This is a genomic window from Aestuariirhabdus haliotis (assembly GCF_023509475.1).
In the GTDB taxonomy this organism is placed as follows: domain Bacteria; phylum Pseudomonadota; class Gammaproteobacteria; order Pseudomonadales; family Aestuariirhabdaceae; genus Aestuariirhabdus; species Aestuariirhabdus haliotis.
Genome location: NZ_JAKSDZ010000049.1, coordinates 1 through 21,646, shown reverse-complemented (window position 1 = coordinate 21,646; position 21,646 = coordinate 1). Strand labels below are relative to the sequence as shown.

Sequence of the window (21,646 nt, the reverse complement as noted above, 5' to 3'; positions counted from 1 at the left end):
AAATTAGTTACTCATTTAGATCCCGGATACATTACCGCAAACTAATTTGTCGTTATACTTGCAAAAGGAGGGCGAGTCATACATTACATTTGACATTACGCTTCCCACTATCGGTTAAGTCTGAAATGTAAGGCCTGACCCTCAAGGTTGTTTCTGGGATTACTCTCCCCCTCTTGGGTGGTCTATCATAAATAACCAGGTTCCATCGGATTGACGTTGAACAATTTCGATACCACTGCCCGAATGGGATAGGCTTTCCCCATCTTCCGATAAGATATGGTAAGTATAACTTGACCTTAATAATGCAATATCTCCATTCCTCATTTCATACAGAGTTTCAAGCTCAATGCTTTGTGCTGCATTCATAAACCGCCTTAAGCTCTCACAGATTGTTTCTATGCCTGTTGAGTCGCTATTGTCAGGATTTCGGCTCATAGCTGTGTCTGTATATAGAGAACAAATCCATTCAAGATCGTTAGCGTTAAAGGCTGAAGCCCAGTATTCATGAGCTTGTAGGGGTGTTTTCGGGAGAGGCTTTTGTGCCGCTAGAGGATTAGCAAAAAATAGTAACGCAAGTAACGGATAAACGATGTATTTCATATTATGGCTCCCTCACACGCAATGAGCATTGAAATATCAGGTCCAAACCTCACAGGGTGTTGTCAACCACCACTGTCAGGGTCGGACGTGCAGAATACTGAGAAACAATGCCTCTTGGTCGTGTGCTGATATTATGATAGTGACTTTATAAGGTTGGCTATTTGGCTTGTCTGATTTCAAAGTTGAAATCACCGGTACCCAGAAGCTCATATATACGCCACCATAGAATTACATTCATTTCCATTGCTCTGGCATAAACGATATTACCTAAATCTACTATTTGGTTTTCCTTCCAGCCAAACTCGTTTAACAACCGTTTAGTTTCATTTTTTGCGTTTTCATTATTACCGCTAATGAATACATTATGATTCCCGGGAATTGAGCCGGGATTGACCATCAAACTATGCTGGATGTTGTTAAGTGCTTTTACGATGTGTGCTGTAGGAAATAATTTTTGCAGCGTTTCACCAACAGACTCAGTATTGCCTATTTCCAGTCGGGGTAATTCGCCCTGTTCTCCAAATATCAAACTGTTGGATACGTCTATAATGGTTTTTCCTGCAATATTTTCTTCTGATACGCTATCAAGAATATCTTTGGCGACGCAGCCATGCGCTGCCAAAAATATAACTTCAGCATTCTTTGCTGCAGCCGAAAAAAAGTTCAAATTGATGCTTGGGAGTTCTGATAGCCACTGCTTAAGCGGAGAATTACCCAAGGAATCTATATCACTTACTGCCAGGCTCGTTTTTACATCGCGTGTGCCCAGAGACACTTCATGACCTAGCTTTATTAATTTTTCAGACAGACTTCGCCCAACCATTCCTGTTCCCAATACTGCCACTTTCATAGAAACCTCAATAATGTAATATGAATCGTTCAGATGCGGATTTAGTTTACGGCTCACAATGGTGTGCTACAATGCAGGTAAAGGCAGACCTGTTCTGCATAATTGCAGGTGAAAAGTTGTGCACAATTGGGAAGATGTCCACTTTTTTATTGAGGTCGCAAAAAGCGGAAGCTATTCAGCCGCCGCTATCAATCTTAAGGTTAACCACACAACGGTATCCCGACGCATACAGAGCCTGGAATCAACCATTGGGCTTAAGTTATTTCACAACTCTGGTAAAGGGGTTGAAATGACTGAGGCCGCCCGAGAGGTTTTCCAACAGGCAGTTGATATTGAAGAGGCAAATCATCGGTTTGGCCGTACCCTATCGAACTACGATGACAGGCTATCCGGTGAAATCTGTCTCACCATGCCGCATGATATCTTCTCTTTTTTTCTTGCAGATGCCTTATCAGAATTTAAGGAGTTATATCCAGATATAGAATTAAATTTGACCCTTTCGCAAGATGTCATCAATGTTGGTACTAAACATTCGGATGTTGCCGTTCGCCTTTCTAAATCCCCACCGGTAGATCTGATTGGAACTAGAATATCCTCGCTAACTCATCATCTGTATAAGCATAATAATATCGATCACAAGAAGAATGCAGACCTTATTTTATGGGATGATGATTTGGAAATGCCCGAATGGGCTCAAAAGTATTTTCCAAACAGTGTTTGTTCTGTTCGGATTAACGACTTAAATGCTATGTATACTGCGGTAAAATCAGGGTTTGGAATAGCCTGCATGCCCAAATATCTGCCAGATCACTTTAACGATAAGTCTGTTGTGAAACTCAACATGAAGTCATATGAGTCAGGCTGGTCACTTTGGGTGCTTAGTCATATTGAACTTAGACAAAATGTACGTATGAAGGCGATAAAGAGCCATATAGTAAAGGCTCTACAAAGTAAGAAAGAGTGTTTTTAATTCCACGTTGAAATCTTGATTGACTGCCTAAGTGTCCGCTTCTGACGCCGAGCGGTCATTTCAGACAAATTACGGGTGAATTCTATGTTTTCCCGAATTCAACTTCCACGTTAGGTCAAGCTTGAAAGATCTTATGAATAAAATGTTAATCAATTAGGGAAGTTATGAGGCTACTGTTCGCGTTAGTTTATATTGGCTTTGGAATGTGGGCCTATTTCGCTTTAGGTGGTGATAGCTTTCATCCTATCATAGGATCTATAGTTGGATTTGGTTTGTTGTTTTCTTCAGTATTCGTGTGCAATGAAGGGTTTTTAAGGCGAATCAAAGGGCAGTCGGATAAAGATTATATTAATGAGCTACTCGGGCTTGGTAAAGCGAAGAAAGAATCCTACACAGTAATTGAAGCTATAACATTCGAGGATTTATCTACAAGTTGCTTGTGTCACTTTTTAGATGTTGGTTCTAATTCGGTTTTATGTTTGCACGGCCAATACTTATATGATTTTGTAGAAATCATCGACGATCCAGATATTAACCAAGAGAGAGTTTTTCCAACAAGAAAATTTAAGCTGGTGAGGGAAGTTAAAAACGACGAGGTTTTGGACTTGATCGTTGGCGAAGATGTGGTTAGCGAAATTCGAGTTGAATATGCAGGCTCGATTTTGGAAAAGCTATACGATTTAGGGATTGAGATTAGAGATGGTGAATTGATAAATCATATCAAGTTTGCAGAGATTAAATCTATATGTATGCAGGATGGTTAAAAAGCCAATGAAAATTTCTAGGGTAATAGCTTGCATCTGAAATTTCGGTTCTTACTATCGAAAAAGTGTGAAATGTAAGGTCTGTTCCTCAAGGTTGTATAAAAAATACGGAGTGATAAATGAAAGGGTTAGTAGATGTAGTTATCGGCGTTGTCGTCATGATAACTATGATTCTTTCAATGTTTTCCACTCTTGTATTGTCTGACGGTTTCTATCAGAATATAGGTGAAGCATTGGTTGTCAATGCTGTACTGATGTCGAGTCTATTTTTTGCCTATCTATTAAATCGGCCAAAGGCCAGTTCTTCAATAGTTGGCCTTTACAAAATAAAATGGCGTCTTGCTGTTGGTGTAATATCAATTTTTATTGTTGGCGGATTGCTGGCTTTTTCTCCTTTCATAGTTGAAATATCTGATATCCGTATTAGGCGAAGAAACACCGGTGTACCGTTAGGTTCTGTATTAGTCATCATCGCTATTTGGTTGTCTGTAATTCTATTTGCGCGTGTAATGTGGCGTTGTCCTGCATGCAATAAAAGGCTACCTTTCTTGGAAAAAGGGGCAAGTAAAAGAGTAGGCTTCGCTATTAAAAAGTGTAAAAATTGCAATGCGAAATTAAACAATGCCTAACAAAGCGCTCAAACAAGGTCTAAACCTTCCCCCGCTTTAACGGATACCAACATCTAACTAAAGATGAGGTATCCAATGCCGCGCTACAACAATCCAAGAAGAACCTTGCAGTAAACAAGCGAGTTTAAAGCCAAAGCAGTTCAGTTGAGCTTGATGGATGGCATTCAAGTTTAAGAAGTTGCCTCAGCGCTCGATATTCAGCCTATGATGCTGTCACGATGGCGCAAGGAATAGAGATAAGGAAAGATCGTGGCCGATAAAGGCAAAAGCTCACCGATATAGATTAGCAGTCAACGCAACTTTGTAACGCTGCTTTATTTGAGATTTCAGATAGAAAAAAGGGTAGTACTGATCATCAGTACTACCCTTTTTTAAGATAAGCCGAAACAGATTTTTCTGCCTCTGCTATGATGCTTTTACGTCTTGCATCAGGCGTTCATGCCGCCATCGATTACCATATTTTGACCGGTCATATAGCTTGATGCGTCGGATGCCAGGAATAAGACCGCACCGGCCATTTCGCTGGGTTCGGCGTGGCGGCGCATGGGGATGGCGCGCAACGCTTCCTTGTGGATCGCCTCGTTGTTGAACAGCGCACCGGCGAACTTGGTTTTGGTCAGCCCCGGCAGCAGGGCGTTTACGCGAATATTCAGCGGTGCGCACTCTTTGGCAAAGGCCTGGGTCATATTAACCACCGCCGCCTTGGTGATGGAGTAGATCGCCTGGCCTGGGCCCGGGTGCAGAGCGTTAACGGATGCGGTATTAATGATGGTGCCGCCGCCGTTTTTGCGCATCAGCTTGCCACCTTCGATCGACATAAAGAAGTAGCCGCGAATATTTACATCGACGGTTTTCTGGTAAGCCCCCAGGTCGGTGTCCAGAACATGACCAAAGTAAGGGTTGGTGGCTGCGTTATTGACCAGAATATCGAGTCGACCATGCTGTGATCTGATCATCTCGAAGGTGTTGCTGATATCGTCCATGCTGCCGACGTGGCAAGCCTGGGCTTCGGCGCTGTGGCCTTCGGCCTTGATGGCATCAACCACCTTTTGGCAATCTTCAATCTTGCGGCTCGATACAATAACGTGCGCGCCCTGTTCCGCCAGCAATTTGGCAATCTCTTCCCCGATGCCCCGGCTAGCGCCGGTGACCAGTGCGATCTTTCCCGTTAAATCAAAAAGGTTAGTAGCCACTGTGTTGTCCTCTTTTTCTCGTTAAATTTTATTGTAAACAGTTTAAGGGGTAAGAATTACTTTACCCATAACCTGACGATTCATTACTTTTTGAATGGCTCCTACAGCATTTTGCAAACTGAACTGCTCGTCCACCACCACCTTGACCTTGCCTTGAAGATACCATTGCATCAGTTCCATCATATTGGCGACAAAGTCTTTCGGTTGTTTCATGGTAAAGGTGCCCCAGAACACGCCGAGTACGGCATAGCCTTTGACCAGTGTCAGGTTCACCGGTAACTCCGGAATGCGACCGGAAGCAAATCCGATTACCAGCAGGCGACCGTTCCAGCCCATGCAACGGGACAGGGCGTCAAAGGTATCACCGCCCACGACGTCGTAAGCCACATCAACTCCCTGGCCGCCGGTCACTTTTTTCAGTTCGGTTTTCAGATCCTGTTCGCTGTAGTTGATCAGGATGTCGGCGCCATTGGCTTCGGCCACGGCCAGTTTTTCGGCGCTGGAGCAGACCGCGATCACCTTCGCACCCATGGCTTTGCCTATCTGTACGGCGGCCAGCCCGGTACCGCCGGCAGCACCGGTCACCACCAGGGTTTCACCCGGTTGCAGGTTGGCGCGTTGTTTCAGCGCATGGTGCGCGGTGGCGTGAGCGGTAATCAGGCCCGCGGCTTCTTCGAAGGGAATGCTGTCGGGCAGGGGCATAATGGTGTTGGCTTGCAGCGCGGCTTTTTCGGCGTAACCGCCGAGCATGGTAATACCCACCACGCGATCACCCACCTTGGCATTGCTGACCCCTTCGCCTACTTCGCTGACCACGCCGGAAATTTCAGTACCCGGCACAAAGGGGCAGGGCGGTTTCATCTGGTAGAGGCCTTGCACCAACAGCCCGTCCGGGTAGTTGACCCCGGCAGCGGCCACATCAATGACGACCTGACCCTTGCGTGCCTTGGGGGCGGGCATCTCTTTGTATTGCAGCTCCTCAAGAGGTGCAAACTGTTCACATACGATCGCTTTCATCTAACGGATTCTCCTGCGCTTAGTGGCGCATGTTATAAAGCGGTGATTAACGACCGCTCTCATTTTTAATAATGCCCAGGGCCAGGTTGGCCATGGGTTCGACAAAAGCCCCGACCTTGGCCGCGTTACGGTTGGAGGCATTGCCATCGGCGGCGCGTTTGGCCACACCCTGCACAATCGCCGCCAGGCGGAAGAAGCTGAACGCCAGATAGAACACCCAGTTATCGATGCCATCAAGCCCCATGCGCTCGCAATATCGAGCTACGTATTCTTGTTCGTTTGGAATACCCAGGGCCTTGAGGTCGGCGCCCATCAGTCCCGACATGCTGCCGACGTTGGCTGGCATTCGCAGCTGCATGCATTGATAGGCGAGGTCGGCAAAGGGGTGACCCAGGGTCGATAGTTCCCAGTCGAGCAGGGCGATCACCCGGGGCTCGGTGGGGTGAAACATCATATTATCGAGGCGGAAGTCGCCATGGGTGAGGGCAACCCGACCATCGTCGGCAGGAATGTTATTGCCCAGCCAGTCGATCAATTTTTCCATCGCGTCGATGGGCTTTAATTCGGAGGCGCGGTACTGCTCGGTCCAGCGATTGTACTGGCGCTCGAAGTAACTGCCGGGCTTGCCGAAATCGCTCAGGCCCACGGCTTCAATATCTACGCTGTGCAGGGCCGCCAGTACCCGATTCATCTCATCGTACATGGCGGTGCGATGCGCGGTATCCACTTCGGGAATGGCGGCATCCCAGAAAATACGGCCCTCGCAATATTCCATCAGGTAAAACATGGAGCCGATCAGGCTGGTGTCTTCGCACAGATGGTAGGCTTTGGCGAGGGGCACGTCGGAGTTGCGCAGGGCGTTGATTACCCGGAATTCCCGGTCCACCGCATGGGCCGATTTCAGCAACTTGCCCGGTGGTTGGCGTCGTAACACATAGGTGCCCGAGGCTGCATCAATCTTGAAAGTCGGGTTGGACTGACCATCGGCAAATTTGCTGGCGGTCAGCGGTCCCTTGAATCCCTCGACTTGCTTCTCAAAATACTCGGCCAGAAGTTGTTCATCGAGGGTATCAATCTGTTCGCTCATACAAGTGCTCTACCTGTGCTGGTTAAATTCAATCTTGTTATCTCGGTAACGCGCCCATGACGCGGAGTCTCTTTCAACCCGGTGTCATGGGTGCGTTGATGCAAATATTACTGTGCCAGATGGCGGGCCAGATTGCGCCCCAGCTGCATCATATGCACCTGGTCGGGACCGTCGGCGAGACGAATGGTGCGGGCGTAGGTATAGAGCTCGGCCAGACGGAAATCCTGACTGAGTCCGCCTGCGCCATGAATCTGCATGGCGCGATCGATCACGGTGCAGGCCATAGTGGGGGCGATAATCTTGATCATGGCGATCAGATCCTGCGCCTGCTTGTTGCCCAGTCGGTCCATTTTATCGGCGGCTTTCAGGGTGAGCAGACGGGCCTGTTCAATTTCGCAGGCCGATTTGGCGATATCCTCACGCACCGAGCCTTGCTTGCTCAGTGGGCGGCCGAAGGCGACACGTTTTTCTGCCCGATCGCACATCATCTCCAGGGCGCGCTGGGCACCGCCGACTAATCGCATGCAGTGGTGAATACGACCGGGGCCAAGACGCCCCTGGGCAATCTCGAATCCACGGCCTTCGCCCAGAATAATATTGCTGGCTGGCACGCGAACGTTTTCAAACAGAATTTCCGCATGGCCTTCCGGAGCGTCGTCATTGCCGAAGACTTTCATCGGGCGCACAATCTTTACGCCGTCGGTATCAATCGGAACCAGAATTTGTGATTGCTGCAGATGGCGATTAGGGTTGTCGGGATCGGTTTTACCCATCAGGATCAGGATCTTGCAGCGTGGATCGCAGGCACCGGAGATGTACCATTTGCGACCATTGATCACATAATCGTCACCGTCGCGCTGTATCAGGGTTTCGATATTGGTGGCATCGCAGGAGGCCACATCGGGCTCGGTCATGGCAAAGGCACTGCGGATTTCGCCATTAAGCAGCGGCTTTAGCCAGCGCTCTTTTTGCTCTTCGCTGCCGTAACGGGCCAGCACTTCCATATTGCCGGTATCGGGAGCGCTGCAGTTAAACACCTCGCTACCAAAGCGGGTGCGCCCCATGGTTTCGGCCAGCGGCGCGTACTCAAGATTGGTTAAGCCGAAGCCGTACTCGTCGAATTCAGGCAGGAACAGGTTCCACAGTCCTTCGCTTTTGGCCTTGGCTTTGAGGGCTTCGATCTGGGGTGGAATGGTCCAGCGATCCGGGCCATTCTCGATGGCTTCGATCAGTTCCTGCTCGATGGGGTACAGGTTGTCATCGAGAAAGCGGTTGACCCGCTTGAGCAGGTCGTTGACCTTGTCTGAGTATTCGAAATTCATGGGGCTCTCCGTTTTTATTTGTCTTGACGCTGTCGAGTGCCTGTCCCGCAGTGAGTTAACTGAAGGTGATGGCGTGTTGACGGTCGCTGTGATCCAGATGGTACATTTCGTTAAAACTGAACAGGTGGGCGCGACTCGAGCTGTTACGCAGACGAGTTACACCGGTGTTACGCAATTGCAGATTGAGGCTGATCATGGTGCAGGCGGGGGCTTGCAGAACCTGGGTGGCTGCCAATGAGATAGCCCCACCACTGCTGACGATCAGGGTGTTGCTGCCTTTGGGCAGATCCCGAACCTGTTGCAGGCTCTGTTCAACCCGCTGCTCAAACTGTTGCCAGCTTTCGGGTAAATCGCCTTCGAGTTCATTGGCCGACCAGGCGTGCAATGCCTTGATCAGCAGACGGTAATAGACCGAGCGATCGCTTTCATCGCCGTTCGGGCGCAACGCCGGGTTTTGCTCCAGGTAACGGTGCAGAATGGCTTCGAAATCGTATTCGCTAAAACCTTCCAGGCACTCCAGAGGGGCCGGGTTGCTCAAAGCACTACAAAGACTTTCTGCCGTTTGGCGGTGGCGGGCCTGGCCACCCATGACGATCCGGTCGAAATGCACGCCTTGCTGCTCGAAGTATTCCCCTAGCCAACGGGACTGTTGATACCCCAGTTCGGAGAGTTGATCGTAGTTTTCTGCGCCAAAAGAGGCTTGGCCGTGTCGGACCAGGTAGATGTCGCTCATGCTTGCTCGTGGATATTGTTAGGGTCGGCTGAGTCTGACTTCAGCATAGTGAGAATCCCCGGTGTTGAGAAGGCAGGGACAATGATGGTGGGGTATCAATCCGACGAATAGTAACGGGTTTTCCCCATCGCCCAGCTTGGTTACACTAGGCGGCTCAACCCCCTTTGCAGTAAAAGAGCGAGCAGTATGAACCCACAACGTAGTGTTATCCTGGTTGGTATGCCTGGCGCCGGTAAAAGCACCATTGGCGTGCAGTTGGCCAAGGAGTTGGCGCTGGACTTTGTCGATACCGATCTGTTGATCCAGTTACGTGAAGGCCGGGCTCTGCAGGATATTATGGACGATGCGGGTTATTTGCAGCTGCGTCATATCGAGGAGCAAACCTTGCTCGAAGCCTTCCTGCCTCGCCATGTTATCGCTACCGGTGGCAGCGCCGTGTATGGCCAGGAAGGTATGCGGCACCTGCGCGGCTTTGGTCCGGTGGTTTTTCTCGATGCATCGCTGGCGGAGCTCAAGCGCCGAATACACAATTATGAGAGCCGCGGGATTGCCAGGCGGCCCGAGCAAAGCTTCGAAGACCTGTTTGCCGAACGTCGGGCTCTCTATCAGCAGGTGGCCGACATCACCATCGAATGCGACAACAAAAACCAGCAACAGATTCTGGATGAACTCTGTGTTGCCCTGGCGGCGGTATAAGCCGGTACGAGAGAACTCTTCTACCAATATCGATCGGACAGCAATAAAAAAGCCGGAACCCCTCGGGCACCGGCTTTTCAGGTTCGGGATCTGTTCCAGACTAAAACTGGGATACGGGCAGGTGTACGACCAGACCTTCCATCGCCTCGGTTACCTCGATCTGGCAACTCAGGCGGCTGCGTTCGTCGGCGCCGGGAATCGCCTCCAGCATCTCCTGTTCGCTATCGCCGGCGCTGCCGGTTTGGTGGCTCCACTCGGTATCGACAAAGCAGTGGCAGGTGGCGCAGGCGCCGGCACCGCCGCACTCGCCCAGAATACCATCGATCATGTTATCCACGGCGCCTTGCATCAAGGTATTGCCAACCGGAACCTCGGCTTCGTATTCGTTTCCATCGGCGCTGATATAGCGTACTAGCGGCATTACAACTCCCCCATCAGGTCAAATATGGTCAGGTTTTATCGCTCAGCCGAGCTGAGCATTGTTATGCGAGCAGCGCGGAAGGTTCGAGCTGTTCGTCGGCTAATTGTGTGGCGTCGATGGCGGTCCCCCGCGCCAGCAGCTGTTTGGCTACCATAAACTCTTTCGGTCGGTTGATACAATCAGCGGCCAGCAGTTTACCCTGTTTCAGATACCAGGCAACAAAACTGCGGCCCTGAGTTGGATCGCCCCTCAGTACCACCTGATCGTAATCCTGATTAAGCCCGGCGATTTGCAGTTTCATATCGTATTGATCGGACCAGAACCAGGGATGACTGTTATAGGCACTGGGCTTGCCGCACAGGGTGGCGGCGGCACACTTGGCCTGCTCCATCGCGTTGGGCACCGATTCCAGTCGCAGGCGTTTGCCCAATAGTTCATTGGGGTGGTTGGTGCAGTCTCCGGCGGCGACAATGTGCGGGTCCGAGGTTAGCGCGTATTTATCCACCAGGATGCCGTTGTCGACGGACAGTCCGGCTTCTGCTGCCAGTTCCTGATTGGGCAGCACGCCGATGCCGACAATCACCAGGTCGGCGGGAAAACGTCGACCGTCTTCGCAGAGCACCTGCTCGATATGGGTGGAGCCCTCAAAAGCCTTGAGTCGGGTGCTCAGTTCGATGTTGACCCCCTGTTCCCGGTGCACTCGAGTGTAAAAGTCGGAGACGGGTTCGGCGGTGACCCGCTGCAGCACCCGGTCCATCATCTCCAGTACCGTTACCTCCATGCCCAATGTTTTGAGCACGGCGGCGGTTTCCAGGCCAATGTAACCGCCGCCAATAATGACCGCACGTTTGCCTTCAGTGGCGCGTGGGGCAATGGTCTGAACATCGGACAAAGTGCGCAGATAGCAGATGCCCTCCAGCTGGCTTCCCGGAGCCTCGATACGCCGAACCCGGGCGCCGGTGCAGAGCGCCAGTTTGTCATAATGCAAGGTTTCCCCGTCGGCTAACTTCAGCTGGCGAGTATCGGGATGGATGGCTTCTACGCGAGTGTTCAGACGTAATTCAATCTCATGGCGGGCATAGAGCTCGGCGGGACGAATCAGCAAGGTTTGCTCGTCACGTTTACCGGTTAAAAAGTCTTTCGACAGGGGAGGACGCTGATAAGGGGGGGATGTCTCATCGCCGATCAGCACAATGGAGCCCGGCCAGCCTTGCTGCCGTAGACTGGTGGCTAACTGGGCGCCGGCATGGCTGGCGCCGACGATAATAGCGTGAGGTTTGTTCAAAATTGCTCCTCCAATGTCCAATTTTTCAGTACGGGCACATTCTCAACCTAATACTCTATAGGGCTACAAGGTGTCAGGCCATGCTTGTAAAGGTCATGATATCGTCGAATTCGGCCGTTTATAAAGCCGGTTACCGCTGAGGCTTTGTTGCAGAGGAGGTGGTGTGTGATAGCCACTGGGCTCATACAGCAAACGCCATCTTAAATGGATAAGCGCAGACAAAAACAAGATGAAAAGCGTCCTGAAAGGAGTAATCTGTAGCCCTTACGAATTTGGCCTCATCACCGGATCAGTAAGGGGGCGGTGTAGTTGATTGGGGAGGTTGATCGATAACCCAGAGCCGACGTAAGGACGCGAGAGGAGGGCCAGATGCAAGGGATAAGCAAGGCGCAAAGTATGAGTAAAATGAAACGGATACAAGACTCGGATCGAGCTCTGATCAAGGCCCTGGGACTGTTATTGGGCTCTGTGTGGTCGTCTGTCGTTCTGGCGGAGAATACTGTTATTAGTAGTCAGAGTGATCTGGTGCGCTGGTGTAAAAGCGAGTCGGAACAGTTTTTTCTGGCACAGGTAACCAGGCCCTATAACTGGACTGCCTCCAGATGGCAAGAGGGCAATATTCTGAAGGTGAAAGGCGATTGGCTGGTGGGTAGCCGTCATCAAACCGTCTATTGCAGTGTATTAGCGGGATCGATTGATGACCATGCCGTGCTTAGTATTCCGTCACAGGAGGTGCCGATAGATTCGCAGGGCTTTAAGCATGTTATGGATACCGCATCGACACTGAGTATCTGGTGCAAGAGTAAGTCCGCGCAACATTTTCTGGCGAAAAATCTGACACCTGAAAACTGGTCTGGCAATACCTGGATCGATGGTAATTTTTTTCAGGTTGAGGGTTCCTGGACGGTCGATCGGCAAACCTATCTTGTCAGTTGCCGTGCCCGCAAAGGGGTGGCCGAGAAATACGCTACCATGAACCTGACAGAGCAATGATCGTTACCAGTCAGGCTGTGGAATAATTAAGGCATCTGGACTATTCGGAGATGCCTTAAGCATAAGGAGGGTGTGAAGATGAAAGCCATGAGCTGTAAAGAGTTAGGCGGTGCGTGCGATAAAATGTTTTCAGCAGATTCCTTTGAGGAGATAGCAGAGCTGAGTAAACAGCACGGTATGGAGATGTATCAAAAGCAGGACGAGGGGCACATGAAGGCAATGGCCGATATGCAAGTGCTGATGAAAGACCCTGATGCCATGGCGCAATGGTTTGAATCAAAACGACAGGCATTCGATGCTTTACCCGAGTAATCGTAGATTTACAGCCATAGTATGAATAGCGTCAAACGAATCTGTAGATGACCGGGGCAGTTCTGATGTGTTCAGAGCCGCCCTCAAGTTCAGCGTGTTTTATAAAGAGGGGTCGGGATATGGCGTGGATCTACTTGCTACTGGCAGGATTGTTCGAATGTGGTTGGGCCATTGGCCTCAAATATACGGAGGGTTTTTCCAAACCGGTCGCTTCGTTGCTGACTATATTTGCCATGGCAGTCAGTTTCTGGTTACTGTCCATCGCTATGAAAACCATTCCTATCGGAACTGCCTATGCCATATGGACCGGGATTGGTGCCGTGGGTGTGGCGATTCTGGGTATGTTCCTGTTTGATGAGTCACGGGATATGCTGAGAATACTTTGTCTGTTATTGATTGTTTGTGGAATTATCGGTTTAAAAGTGGTGTCTTCCTCCGTTGCCTGACAGAGGGTTTGTATTGCCGCCATAATCTATTTTATTGTTTAGGGCAACTCTGATTAATTCAGATGAACTCTGGCTTCCAGGCGACTTCAGAATCGCGGCGCGCCTTTGCTGTAAGGTCTAGACCTTACAGCAAAGGCGTAACAAAGAGTCTGGATTCGCCTGAAAGCCCCGTAGGGCGCCCTAAAAATGGTTTTTCTCTATGTTGAAGCCCTTGCCCAGGTCTCGACATGAGCTGTGAGCTTCGCCTTGATAAAAACCATTTTTAGGGTCCGCAGAGATCTATCTGAATTAATCAGAGGTGCCCTAGGGAGTTAGCTTTGAGTTATCAATGTATATCGGTGGAAGAGGCGGAAGCCCTGATTCGGCAAGGGGATGTGACGCTGCTGGATATCAGAGATCCGACCTCTTTCGCAGCAGGAAATATTCAGAATTCGGTTCAGGTATCGAATACTAATGTCGGTGATATTTTATCCACGGCGGACAAAGACAAGCCTGTTATTATCTACTGCTATCATGGCAATAGCAGTAAGGGGGCCGCCGAATATTTTTACAGCATGGGATTCAAAGAGTCGTACAGTGTTGATGGGGGGTTCGAAGAGTGGAAGTTAAAACTGTAGTGCCTCTCAAGTGCAGAAGTCTTGCAGTAAAATTCAGACACTTGGCAGTCAATAAAAGTAAGTGTTAGTCGTATTGAGAAAAGCTGCTGTTATGAAAAGGATAATAGATGATCATCAGGGAAATGACTCCGGCGGATTTCGACCTTTTCTATCCGGTGTTTGCAGACGTTGTTGATGCCCAGGAAACCTATGCATTTGAACCCGGAATGAGTTTTGATGAGGCTTACAACCTTTGGTGTGTAACCCCCCTAAAAACCTATGTGTTGGAAGAGCAAGGCACTATCTTGGGTTCCTATTATCTGAAGCCCAATGCAATGGGCCCAAGTCGCCATATTTGTAACTGCGGTTATATGGTAAGCCCGCAATCGAGGGGCAAAGGTGTTGCCCGGCGTCTCTGTGAGCATTCGCAAGCATTGGCTCTCGAACTGGGCTTCACGGCGATGCAGTTTAACGCCGTAGTCTCCACCAATGAGGTGGCGATCAATTTATGGAAAAAACTGGGGTTTGTTATTATCGGAACCATCCCCAATGCCTATTTGCATAAGCGTCTAGGTTACGTCGATAGTCATATTATGTATAAAGCCCTGGCCGGCGAATCGTCTTCATCCTGTGGCTGAGTCGGCGTCTGTAATATGGTTTCTGGTGTTGATGCATCATTGCCAATACCCATAGTGCTCAACATACCGGGCAGAATCATTGATGATCTATTGATGAAAGATTGTCGAATACCAAAAGGAGAGAATGGATGTTCAGTCATATTATGATCGGCGCAAATGATATCGATGCGTCAAAGAAATTCTACGATGCTATTTTGGGCTCCCTGGGTCATAAGCCGGGTGTGTTCGATGATAAAGGACGCTGCTTTTACTTTGCTGATAACGGGATTTTTTGCCTGACCAAACCCATCGATGGCCAGCCGGCAACCCATGCCAATGGTGGTACCATCGGCTTTGCTGCGGCTGATTCTGAGCAAGCCGATGCCTGGCATGCGGCTGGACTAGCGAACGGCGGTATTGCCTGTGAAGATCCTCCAGGAATTCGTGAAGGTGCCGTTGGCAAACTCTATCTGGCTTACCTGCGTGATCCGTCCGGTAACAAAATTTGTGCGATGCATCGGGTCAGCTAATTATAATTTTCTGTTAGGACCATTCCCGGCAGAGTACCGGGAATGGTCCGTTTTTATCCGGTTGATATAAGCCGTTCAGCCTTCCAATGCCTCAGCTCAACTTCACGTTCATGGTGATATCAGCGGTAAAGCATTGGGTGCCTTCGGTATCGAAGGCGACTACCGGTACGACAACGGCGCCGGCCTGGGTAAAATCAACTTCTGAAGCGTCACAAACAACCCTCAGATCGGTTTTGGCCTTGGCCAGATAGGCCACCGTCATACCCTGGGGAATCCATCGCGCGCCTTTAGGGATAGAGACATCGGTGGTCATACCGCCGGCCAGTTCTGCGGCGTTGCACATGGCGATGGCGTGTACGGTGCCCAGGTGGTTGTGCACTTTTTTCTGGTTCTTCAACATGACTTCGCAGTAGCCAGGTTTGAGTTCGGTGACCTGCGGGTCGATGGTGGAAAAATAGGGCGCGACCTGTCCGATACTCTGGGAAAACACTTCGCTGCCCATCTGCTGAAACATGGTTAAAAATTGACTCATGATTTTTCTCCTGTGGGTTGATTTATTTGTCGTTATGAAAAATCCATCATGATTTTGTTGAGAAACCGAATCACAATCCTTATCTCATCGTCGGAAAATCCGTCGGTTAATGCCTGGTTGAACTGATCGATCATAGGGAGTAACAACGGCAGTTTGTCGCTTCCCTGTTTGCACAGGAACAATCGGGATGCCCGTCCATCCTCGTCGCAAGGCCTGCGAGCGATCAGACCGTTTCTTCTCATGCGAGCGACCAGACCCGTGATGGCCGAGTTATTCAGGTTTAATGCCGCCGCAACGTCTTTTTGCAAACACCCCTCCTGCTTACTGATAAACATCAGCGCGGCGGCCTGGGTTACGGAGATGTCCAGATGGCGGTCGCAATGTCTGTCGGCAAATCGGAACAGTCGATGCTGGGCCTGGCTGAGCAGAAAGAAGAGGCGTTTGTCCATGTGTTACTTTATTAATTTATATGTCAACTATATAGTTTACATATAAACTAAATGCCTGCAAGCGATCTCTGAATTTTTCCGGGGTGACCTGGTGCGGCCTGTAACAGTGGCAGGCCGTTACAGTGCATCGAACAGGGATTTGATCCAGCGATGAAGCGCGTCCACCTGTTCTGTGTTGGCTTTATGTTTGGGGGCGACCAGCCAGTAAGCAAAGTCGGTAGTCGATATATCAGAGGTCAGGGTTATCAGTCGTTCCTCGGCCAGCAGACGGTTGATCGTTGGCTTCATGCCCACAGTGATACCCAGGCCCTCTTCGGCGGAGCGGATTGCCGAGAAATAGGAATCGCAAATGATTGTTTTCTCAGGGTTAATCGTTGGGTAGAGCTGTTTCCAATTACGCAACTCATCGTCCAGGGAGATCAGGGCGTGGCCTTCGAGGGCGGCCTGATCCAGATTGACGTGCTTGTTCAGCCGGTACTGGTCGAGGTAGGTGGGACTGCAGACCAGTTGCAGATCGACGTCGCTGATTAATCGGCAGTCGAGCTCGGGCCAGGAACCGGGGCCAAAGCGTAATGCGGCGTCTACCGGCTCGTTATCGAAGTCGACAAATGCATTACCGGTGGTGATACGCAGTTCGACCGAGGGAGCGAACTCTTTGAAGGACAGGTAATTGGGGATCAGTAACTCCTGGGCAATAAAGATAGGGCAACTGATTTGCAGAACCGGGTTGTGATAGCGCCGTTGCAGTTCGCGGTAGCCTTTGCTGTGGCGCTTGATGATGTCTTCGGCAATCAGGTAGTAGGACTCTCCGGCAGGACTGAGTTTTAGCTTCCTGCCGTTTCTCTCAAATAAAGTCAGCCCCAGATAATTCTCGAGCCCCTTTATTTGCTGACTGATGGCCGAAGGAGTGACACAAAGCTCTTCTGCGGCCTTCTTGAAACTGAGATGGCGTGCCGCAGCTTCCAGGATGGGTAACCACTGAATCGGGGGAGGAGTCTTTTGCATAAAGCTCTCATAGTTTAGTTAAACTAATTTAAGGTTAAGTTTTAATGATTTGCTGTGATGTTTTGATTAGCTTAGCTTACTTGGGTTCAAAATAGAAAAGCGGTGGCTAGTAGAATGTTGCAAGAGATAAAAGATACGAAAGAGAAAACTGAGTGTTCGCACCCCCTCGATCAGGCAATGCTGTTAACCGGTGATGCGGGAAAATATGTCGCCAAGACCAGCCCGGCTTACCAAAATATGGTGGGCCCCTTCGGTGGTGTTACGGCAGCCCAGTTGTTGCAGTCGGTGTTGATACATCCGGATCGCCAAGGTTCCCCGGTGTCCTTAACGGTGAATTTTCTAGGGCCTATCCGTCCCGGAGATCTGGAGATCGAATCGGTGCTGCTGCGGGCAAATCGTTCCAATCAACATTGGATGATCCAGCTTATGCAGGGGGATGAAATTCAGTGTTCGGCCACCTGTGTGTTTGCCCTGCGTAAGAACACCTGGGAGAGCCTGGAGCTTACTTGCCCCGAAGCCCCGAAATACGACAGCCTGGCAGCCTTGCCCGACTTTCCGATGACGCCCTGGGTGAATCAATACGATATGCGCTTTGTCAGTGGTAGCCCTTTCGATACCGACAGGAGCGATGGCCGGGCTGATGACGGTGCCAAGGCGGAGTACGGCAATCTCTCGGAGAGTCTGTTATGGATGTCTGATAGCCCTCGCCGCAAACTGGATTTCCCGTCGTTAACCGCACTGTCGGATGCTTTCTTCCCCCGTCTGTTTGTGCGCAAAAAGAAGTTCGCCCCTATCGGTACGGTGAGTCTTACGGTGCACTTTCATACCACCGAAGCACAGTTACAACACTTGCCGTCTCCAGCGGTGTTGGGACAGGCTCGCGCATCAAAGTTTTCCGGAAATTATTTTGATCAGACCTCGGAAATCTGGGGCGCTGACAACAGCTTGCTCGCGACTGCAAGCCAGATGGTTTATTACAAAGACTAGGGCACCTCTGATTAATTCAGATGAGCGCTGACTGACAATAATGACTATGAGATATGCACTATGAATACTTCCGGTAGCTCCCAGAATCAACAGCACTCTGGTGCTTGTATTCTCTGTTCCAGAAACTGCGGTATTGCCATTACCACGGAAAACGGCCGCATCACCAAGATCAAGGGCGATCCTCTGCACCCAGTGACCAAGGGTTATATTTGTCAGAAAGCCGCTCGTCTGGCGCATTATCAGCACCATGATGATCGCCTGACCCAGCCACTGAAGCGCCAACCCGATGGCGGCTTTGAGGCCATCAGTTGGGATCAGGCGCTAAGCGAAATTGCCGACCGTATGGGGGCCGTGCGGGACCAATTTGGTGGCGACGCCTTTGCAATCGTCGGTGGCGGGGGGCAGGGTAATCATCTTGGGGGGGCCTTTGCGCAACAGTTGCGTTATGCCATGGGCAAAAGTCGTTATGTCTATTCTGCTTTGGCGCAAGAAAAAACCATGGACTTCTGGGTCAATGGTCGCCTGTTCGGGGATCAGAGAGTGCATGCCACGGAAGATGTCGAACATGCCGATTACGTCTTGTTTATTGGCTGTAATCCTTATCAGTCCCACGGCATTCCCAATGCGCGAGATACCCTCAAACAGATAAAAAAAGACCCGCAGCGCACCATGGTGGTGTTCGATCCGCGTCGCACCGAAACGGCAAAGATGGCAGACATCCACTTTCAGTTGAAGCCCGGTACGGATGCCTATCTGTTATCAGCGATCTTGTCCATCATTGTTCGTGAAGAGCTACATGACAAGGCCTTCGTCGCCGCCCATTGCACGGGCTTTGAGGCTTTGCAGGCAACACTTTTGAGCATTCCGGTAGAAGAGTACGTTAACAAGGCCGACGTTTCTCTTGATACGGTCTTCGAGGTGGCTCGTGGTTTTGCCAGGGCGAAAAACGGTTGCGTGAGAATTGACCTGGGCTTGCAACAAACACTGCATTCAACGGTGACAGCTTATCTTGAGAAGATGCTGTATATCCTGACGGGTAATTTTGCCAAAAAGGGTGGCAATAATCTGCATACCTCTTTTCTGCCTCTGCTGGGAAACACTGATGAGCGTAAAAGGGATCTAAAGCTCACGGCGCACCATAAAATGATGCCGATATCAGGAATGTATCCGCCGAATATACTGCCCGATGAAATTGAACACGATGGGGAAGATCGCCTGCGGGCTGTCTGGGTCGATAGTAGCAATCCAGTGATGTCTTTTGCCGATTCCCAGGCTTACGAGCGAGCGTTTAAAAAACTGGATCTGTTAGTGGTTGTCGATGTCGCCTTAACAGAAACAGCCCGGCTGGCGGATTATGTTTTACCCGCGGCATCACAATTTGAAAAATGGGAAGCGACCGGTTTTAACGCCGAGTTCCCGGAAAACTTTTTCCATCTCAGACCGGCCATATTGGAACCAACGGGTGACTGTTTACCCGAACCGGAAATCTACACGCGACTGTTAAACAAAATGGGCATGATTCCCGAAACGTTACCTGTGTTGTCAACAATCGCCCGATATGAACCGACCGTCACCGGGCACCAGTTATATCTGTCTGCTTTGATGGCCAGCGTCAAGGCCAATAAACAATGGGCACCATTTGTACCCTCCATCTTGTATCGAACCCTGGGGCCGGCATTACCCGATGGCGCCAATGTGGCGGCGTTGATATTACCCCTCGCCATCGATTACGCCACGAAACATGCCGAGGCGGTTAAACGAACGGGTATCAAGGGTAATCGCTTTACGCTGGGGGTTAATCTGTTCCGGCATATTTTGAAAAGCCGTTCAGGTGCCATCATCAGTCGTCATAATTATTCGGATCTTTGGCGGTTTATCAAAAACGAAGACCAGCGTATTCATCTGGAGATCGATGAGGTATTGCAAGAGATGAGGGGGTTGCAAGAGTCGGAAAAGTTGCCAAACAACGTATCGGTTGATGAGAAATTCCCGCTTATTTTGATGGCGGGTGAGCGGAGGGCCTATAACTCCAATCAGATTTTCAGAAATCCCGAGTGGCGTAAAGTGGATCCTTATGGCTTTCTACGCATTCATCCCGAGGATGCCGCACGCCACAATATTGCGAGCGGAGATTGGGTGGCCTGTAAGTCATCGAATGGCCAGCTGCAGGTGGTGGCTGAGGTCGATGACTCGGTGCGTGAGGGTATGGTCACCTTGCCCCATGGTTATGGCATGCGATATCAAGATAGCGAGCCGAATGGCCCCGCGCTGAATCGTTTGACGGCCGGCAGTCACTGTGACCCTTTTACCAAAACTCCTTATCACAAGTATGTGCCGGTGGCGTTGCACAAGCTGGCCAGCTAATCATTGCTTCGAGATGATTTTTGGCGCCAGGACAGGCTACCAAAGTGAACCCAAACGCCCCGAGTTGAATCGGGGCGTTAAGAAGAAACACGCAGGGCCGCTCTAGTTAAACACCACATCCCCGGGCAGTACATTCCACATCTGGGTGTTAAAGTTCAGGTTGGTGACGATCTCTTTATCATTGCGCTGATAATAGGTGGCGACGCCAAACAGGGGGGATTTTTCGTAGTTCATCACGTAATACACCAGTCGCACCCGGCTGGTCAGGTTCTTTTCATAGATCACATCAAAGCCTTCGTAGGCACCATAAACCCCCTCAACCTGCTGCAGTATTGCGACCTGGGCCAGAATGCCTTCCTGGCCTTCGAGTGCGGACCCTTCTACCAGGGCGGGAATAAAGGCATCGGCTCCCGTTGCCAGATAAGCTTTTGAGGCTCGTTCGAGAGGTTCTCCGGCGTTCGAGCCGAATACCGCTGGGCTGGAAATCAGTAGTAAGAGGGCAATAAGGTGTCGCATAGGATCTCTTCCATCGTCGTATGATCTGTAACAGGTTGCTAGCGAACGGTAGTCTGGAACATGTAAGAGCTACCGCGCTTATAGGCCACTCTACAATAAGATATTTACCAGAGCGACACTGCAAAGCATTAAAAAACTGAAGGCTCAATCCAGGCTTGGAAAGGGTTTGTGTTGTGAGTATCTGCTGCAGATACCAAAGGGAAGGGGAACGGATGAACTACTTCGGAAATTTTGGAGGTGCGGATCCTTTGTTACCAGTAAGTGATCGTGCCAGTTTTGCCCACCAACAGGGAGATGAAGCGATTTTTGCTGCGATCTTTACTGATGAGCTGAAACAACCCATCAGTCGGAACCGTTCTCTCAATAAGTCAGTGGCTGTATGACTGTGACTATTTATAGTTGTGCAGTCATAAACTGGATTTTTTGACACGGAAGTACTGATAAGTGTCCATAATAATCAACGCTGATCTATTGATCCGACGACCTTGCAAACTAAGCTGAGGGTCTCTCAGTATTACGATTTAAGGCACCTCTGATTAATTCAGATGAACTCTGGCTTTCAGGCGAATCCAGAATCGCGGCACGTCTTTGCAGTAGGGTCCAGACCTTTCAAAACGGCGTAACAAAGAGTCTGGGTTCGCCTGAAAGCCCCGTAGGGCAGTCCTAAAATGGTTTTTCTCGGTGTTGAAGCCCTTGTTCAGGTCTCGACATGAACGGCGAGCTTCGCCTTGA

General features: G+C 50.1%; 26 protein-coding genes. 13 read left to right on the top strand and 13 right to left on the bottom strand.

What is annotated here, in order from left to right; genetic code table 11:
- Window positions 1-159 precede the first annotated feature (159 nt).
- Window positions 160-600: a YybH family protein gene (locus tag MIB40_RS17110; RefSeq protein ID WP_249696713.1), complete on the bottom strand. Its 441-nt coding sequence runs from the start codon at window positions 598-600 to the stop codon at window positions 160-162.
- A 157-nt stretch (window positions 601-757) separates the two neighbouring features.
- Window positions 758-1,450, bottom strand: coding sequence for an NADPH-dependent F420 reductase (locus tag MIB40_RS17105; protein ID WP_249696712.1), 693 nt, complete (start codon window positions 1,448-1,450; stop codon window positions 758-760).
- Window positions 1,451-1,568: 118 nt separating this feature from the next.
- On the opposite strand from MIB40_RS17105, the gene MIB40_RS17100 reads away from it, so the two are divergent.
- The 3 genes from MIB40_RS17100 (at window position 1,569) to MIB40_RS17090 (ending at window position 3,813) form a co-directional block, all read left to right on the top strand.
- Window positions 1,569-2,420 carry a LysR family transcriptional regulator gene (locus tag MIB40_RS17100; protein WP_249696711.1) on the top strand — a complete coding sequence of 284 codons (852 nt, stop codon included), beginning with the start codon at window positions 1,569-1,571 and terminating at the stop codon, window positions 2,418-2,420.
- Between the two features lie 164 nt (window positions 2,421-2,584).
- A complete protein-coding gene (locus MIB40_RS17095) occupies window positions 2,585-3,184 on the top strand; it encodes a hypothetical protein (RefSeq protein WP_249696710.1) in 600 nt (199 codons plus the stop codon).
- A gap of 119 nt (window positions 3,185-3,303) precedes the next feature.
- A complete protein-coding gene (locus MIB40_RS17090) occupies window positions 3,304-3,813 on the top strand; it encodes a hypothetical protein (protein ID WP_249696709.1) in 510 nt (169 codons plus the stop codon).
- Between the two features lie 428 nt (window positions 3,814-4,241).
- On the opposite strand, the gene MIB40_RS17085 is transcribed toward MIB40_RS17090, so the two are convergent.
- From MIB40_RS17085 to MIB40_RS17065, 5 genes are all read right to left on the bottom strand, one after another.
- Complete coding sequence (locus MIB40_RS17085) at window positions 4,242-5,006, bottom strand: SDR family oxidoreductase (protein ID WP_249696708.1); 765 nt, start codon at window positions 5,004-5,006, stop codon at window positions 4,242-4,244.
- Window positions 5,007-5,048: 42 nt separating this feature from the next.
- The gene (locus MIB40_RS17080) at window positions 5,049-6,023 is read right to left on the bottom strand and encodes an NADPH:quinone oxidoreductase family protein (RefSeq protein ID WP_249696707.1); all 975 of its coding nucleotides are present in this window, start codon (window positions 6,021-6,023) and stop codon (window positions 5,049-5,051) included.
- A gap of 46 nt (window positions 6,024-6,069) precedes the next feature.
- Window positions 6,070-7,110, bottom strand: coding sequence for a phosphotransferase (locus MIB40_RS17075; protein WP_249696706.1), 1,041 nt, complete (start codon window positions 7,108-7,110; stop codon window positions 6,070-6,072).
- A 107-nt stretch (window positions 7,111-7,217) separates the two neighbouring features.
- On the bottom strand, window positions 7,218-8,432 hold the full coding sequence (locus MIB40_RS17070; protein WP_249696705.1) for an acyl-CoA dehydrogenase family protein: 1,215 nt from the start codon (window positions 8,430-8,432) through the stop codon (window positions 7,218-7,220).
- Window positions 8,433-8,487: 55 nt separating this feature from the next.
- Complete coding sequence (locus MIB40_RS17065) at window positions 8,488-9,165, bottom strand: histidine phosphatase family protein (RefSeq protein ID WP_249696704.1); 678 nt, start codon at window positions 9,163-9,165, stop codon at window positions 8,488-8,490.
- Between the two features lie 186 nt (window positions 9,166-9,351).
- On the opposite strand from MIB40_RS17065, the gene MIB40_RS17060 reads away from it, so the two are divergent.
- Complete coding sequence (locus tag MIB40_RS17060; RefSeq protein ID WP_249696703.1) at window positions 9,352-9,861, top strand: shikimate kinase; 510 nt, start codon at window positions 9,352-9,354, stop codon at window positions 9,859-9,861.
- Window positions 9,862-9,961: 100 nt separating this feature from the next.
- Here the strand turns inward: MIB40_RS17060 and MIB40_RS17055 are convergent, their stop codons facing one another.
- Window positions 9,962-10,282, bottom strand: a complete 321-nt coding sequence (locus MIB40_RS17055; RefSeq protein WP_249696702.1) for a 2Fe-2S iron-sulfur cluster-binding protein — start codon at window positions 10,280-10,282, stop codon at window positions 9,962-9,964.
- A gap of 61 nt (window positions 10,283-10,343) precedes the next feature.
- Entirely contained in the window at window positions 10,344-11,567 is a 1,224-nt protein-coding gene (locus tag MIB40_RS17050) for an NAD(P)/FAD-dependent oxidoreductase (RefSeq protein WP_249696701.1), read from the bottom strand.
- 396 nt (window positions 11,568-11,963) lie between these two features.
- Between MIB40_RS17050 and MIB40_RS17045 the strand changes: the two genes are divergently transcribed.
- The 6 genes from MIB40_RS17045 to MIB40_RS17020 all read left to right on the top strand — a co-directional run bounded on the left by MIB40_RS17045 (window position 11,964) and on the right by MIB40_RS17020 (window position 15,061).
- The gene (locus MIB40_RS17045; RefSeq protein WP_249696700.1) at window positions 11,964-12,560 is read left to right on the top strand and encodes a hypothetical protein; all 597 of its coding nucleotides are present in this window, start codon (window positions 11,964-11,966) and stop codon (window positions 12,558-12,560) included.
- Between the two features lie 78 nt (window positions 12,561-12,638).
- A complete protein-coding gene (locus MIB40_RS17040; protein ID WP_249696699.1) occupies window positions 12,639-12,872 on the top strand; it encodes a DUF1059 domain-containing protein in 234 nt (77 codons plus the stop codon).
- A gap of 119 nt (window positions 12,873-12,991) precedes the next feature.
- On the top strand, window positions 12,992-13,318 hold the full coding sequence (sugE, locus tag MIB40_RS17035) for a quaternary ammonium compound efflux SMR transporter SugE (RefSeq protein ID WP_249696698.1): 327 nt from the start codon (window positions 12,992-12,994) through the stop codon (window positions 13,316-13,318).
- Window positions 13,319-13,635: 317 nt separating this feature from the next.
- Window positions 13,636-13,935, top strand: a complete 300-nt coding sequence (gene glpE, locus MIB40_RS17030) for a thiosulfate sulfurtransferase GlpE (protein WP_249696697.1) — start codon at window positions 13,636-13,638, stop codon at window positions 13,933-13,935.
- Between the two features lie 107 nt (window positions 13,936-14,042).
- On the top strand, window positions 14,043-14,552 hold the full coding sequence (locus tag MIB40_RS17025; RefSeq protein ID WP_249696696.1) for a GNAT family N-acetyltransferase: 510 nt from the start codon (window positions 14,043-14,045) through the stop codon (window positions 14,550-14,552).
- Window positions 14,553-14,680: 128 nt separating this feature from the next.
- Entirely contained in the window at window positions 14,681-15,061 is a 381-nt protein-coding gene (locus MIB40_RS17020; RefSeq protein ID WP_249696695.1) for a VOC family protein, read from the top strand.
- Window positions 15,062-15,152: 91 nt separating this feature from the next.
- Here the strand turns inward: MIB40_RS17020 and MIB40_RS17015 are convergent, their stop codons facing one another.
- The 3 genes from MIB40_RS17015 to MIB40_RS17005 form a co-directional block, all read right to left on the bottom strand.
- The gene (locus MIB40_RS17015; protein ID WP_249696694.1) at window positions 15,153-15,593 is read right to left on the bottom strand and encodes a hotdog fold domain-containing protein; all 441 of its coding nucleotides are present in this window, start codon (window positions 15,591-15,593) and stop codon (window positions 15,153-15,155) included.
- Between the two features lie 32 nt (window positions 15,594-15,625).
- Window positions 15,626-16,042 carry a MarR family winged helix-turn-helix transcriptional regulator gene (locus tag MIB40_RS17010; protein ID WP_249696693.1) on the bottom strand — a complete coding sequence of 139 codons (417 nt, stop codon included), beginning with the start codon at window positions 16,040-16,042 and terminating at the stop codon, window positions 15,626-15,628.
- Window positions 16,043-16,159: 117 nt separating this feature from the next.
- A complete protein-coding gene (locus tag MIB40_RS17005; protein ID WP_249696692.1) occupies window positions 16,160-17,047 on the bottom strand; it encodes a LysR substrate-binding domain-containing protein in 888 nt (295 codons plus the stop codon).
- A 114-nt stretch (window positions 17,048-17,161) separates the two neighbouring features.
- Here MIB40_RS17005 and MIB40_RS17000 point away from each other — a divergent pair, with 114 nt between their 5' ends.
- Together MIB40_RS17000 and MIB40_RS16995 are read left to right on the top strand one after the other, a co-directional pair.
- Entirely contained in the window at window positions 17,162-18,034 is an 873-nt protein-coding gene (locus MIB40_RS17000) for an acyl-CoA thioesterase (protein WP_249696691.1), read from the top strand.
- 60 nt (window positions 18,035-18,094) lie between these two features.
- The gene (locus tag MIB40_RS16995; protein WP_249696690.1) at window positions 18,095-20,398 is read left to right on the top strand and encodes a molybdopterin-dependent oxidoreductase; all 2,304 of its coding nucleotides are present in this window, start codon (window positions 18,095-18,097) and stop codon (window positions 20,396-20,398) included.
- Between the two features lie 102 nt (window positions 20,399-20,500).
- On the opposite strand, the gene MIB40_RS16990 is transcribed toward MIB40_RS16995, so the two are convergent.
- The gene (locus MIB40_RS16990; protein WP_249696689.1) at window positions 20,501-20,914 is read right to left on the bottom strand and encodes a hypothetical protein; all 414 of its coding nucleotides are present in this window, start codon (window positions 20,912-20,914) and stop codon (window positions 20,501-20,503) included.
- A 212-nt stretch (window positions 20,915-21,126) separates the two neighbouring features.
- Here MIB40_RS16990 and MIB40_RS16985 point away from each other — a divergent pair, with 212 nt between their 5' ends.
- The gene (locus MIB40_RS16985) at window positions 21,127-21,297 is read left to right on the top strand and encodes a hypothetical protein (RefSeq protein ID WP_249696688.1); all 171 of its coding nucleotides are present in this window, start codon (window positions 21,127-21,129) and stop codon (window positions 21,295-21,297) included.
- Window positions 21,298-21,646 lie beyond the last annotated feature (349 nt).

What these genes read in the sequence shown, in the direction of transcription:
- MIB40_RS17005 (WP_249696692.1), bottom strand. Translation starts at nt 17,047, where the DNA reads ATGCAAAAGACTCCTCCCCCGATTCAGTGGTTACCCATCCTGGAAGCT.
- MIB40_RS17095 (WP_249696710.1), top strand. Translation starts at nt 2,585, where the DNA reads ATGAGGCTACTGTTCGCGTTAGTTTATATTGGCTTTGGAATGTGGGCC.
- MIB40_RS17010 (WP_249696693.1), bottom strand. Translation starts at nt 16,042, where the DNA reads ATGGACAAACGCCTCTTCTTTCTGCTCAGCCAGGCCCAGCATCGACTG.
- MIB40_RS17070 (WP_249696705.1), bottom strand. Translation starts at nt 8,432, where the DNA reads ATGAATTTCGAATACTCAGACAAGGTCAACGACCTGCTCAAGCGGGTC.
- sugE (WP_249696698.1), top strand. Translation starts at nt 12,992, where the DNA reads ATGGCGTGGATCTACTTGCTACTGGCAGGATTGTTCGAATGTGGTTGG.
- MIB40_RS17020 (WP_249696695.1), top strand. Translation starts at nt 14,681, where the DNA reads ATGTTCAGTCATATTATGATCGGCGCAAATGATATCGATGCGTCAAAG.
- MIB40_RS17055 (WP_249696702.1), bottom strand. Translation starts at nt 10,282, where the DNA reads ATGCCGCTAGTACGCTATATCAGCGCCGATGGAAACGAATACGAAGCC.
- MIB40_RS17065 (WP_249696704.1), bottom strand. Translation starts at nt 9,165, where the DNA reads ATGAGCGACATCTACCTGGTCCGACACGGCCAAGCCTCTTTTGGCGCA.
- MIB40_RS17075 (WP_249696706.1), bottom strand. Translation starts at nt 7,110, where the DNA reads ATGAGCGAACAGATTGATACCCTCGATGAACAACTTCTGGCCGAGTAT.
- MIB40_RS17060 (WP_249696703.1), top strand. Translation starts at nt 9,352, where the DNA reads ATGAACCCACAACGTAGTGTTATCCTGGTTGGTATGCCTGGCGCCGGT.
- MIB40_RS17090 (WP_249696709.1), top strand. Translation starts at nt 3,304, where the DNA reads ATGAAAGGGTTAGTAGATGTAGTTATCGGCGTTGTCGTCATGATAACT.
- MIB40_RS17105 (WP_249696712.1), bottom strand. Translation starts at nt 1,450, where the DNA reads ATGAAAGTGGCAGTATTGGGAACAGGAATGGTTGGGCGAAGTCTGTCT.
- MIB40_RS17080 (WP_249696707.1), bottom strand. Translation starts at nt 6,023, where the DNA reads ATGAAAGCGATCGTATGTGAACAGTTTGCACCTCTTGAGGAGCTGCAA.
- MIB40_RS16995 (WP_249696690.1), top strand. Translation starts at nt 18,095, where the DNA reads ATGAATACTTCCGGTAGCTCCCAGAATCAACAGCACTCTGGTGCTTGT.
- MIB40_RS17110 (WP_249696713.1), bottom strand. Translation starts at nt 600, where the DNA reads ATGAAATACATCGTTTATCCGTTACTTGCGTTACTATTTTTTGCTAAT.
- MIB40_RS17015 (WP_249696694.1), bottom strand. Translation starts at nt 15,593, where the DNA reads ATGAGTCAATTTTTAACCATGTTTCAGCAGATGGGCAGCGAAGTGTTT.
- MIB40_RS17040 (WP_249696699.1), top strand. Translation starts at nt 12,639, where the DNA reads ATGAAAGCCATGAGCTGTAAAGAGTTAGGCGGTGCGTGCGATAAAATG.
- MIB40_RS16990 (WP_249696689.1), bottom strand. Translation starts at nt 20,914, where the DNA reads ATGCGACACCTTATTGCCCTCTTACTACTGATTTCCAGCCCAGCGGTA.
- MIB40_RS17000 (WP_249696691.1), top strand. Translation starts at nt 17,162, where the DNA reads ATGTTGCAAGAGATAAAAGATACGAAAGAGAAAACTGAGTGTTCGCAC.
- MIB40_RS17045 (WP_249696700.1), top strand. Translation starts at nt 11,964, where the DNA reads ATGAGTAAAATGAAACGGATACAAGACTCGGATCGAGCTCTGATCAAG.
- MIB40_RS17025 (WP_249696696.1), top strand. Translation starts at nt 14,043, where the DNA reads ATGATCATCAGGGAAATGACTCCGGCGGATTTCGACCTTTTCTATCCG.
- MIB40_RS16985 (WP_249696688.1), top strand. Translation starts at nt 21,127, where the DNA reads ATGAACTACTTCGGAAATTTTGGAGGTGCGGATCCTTTGTTACCAGTA.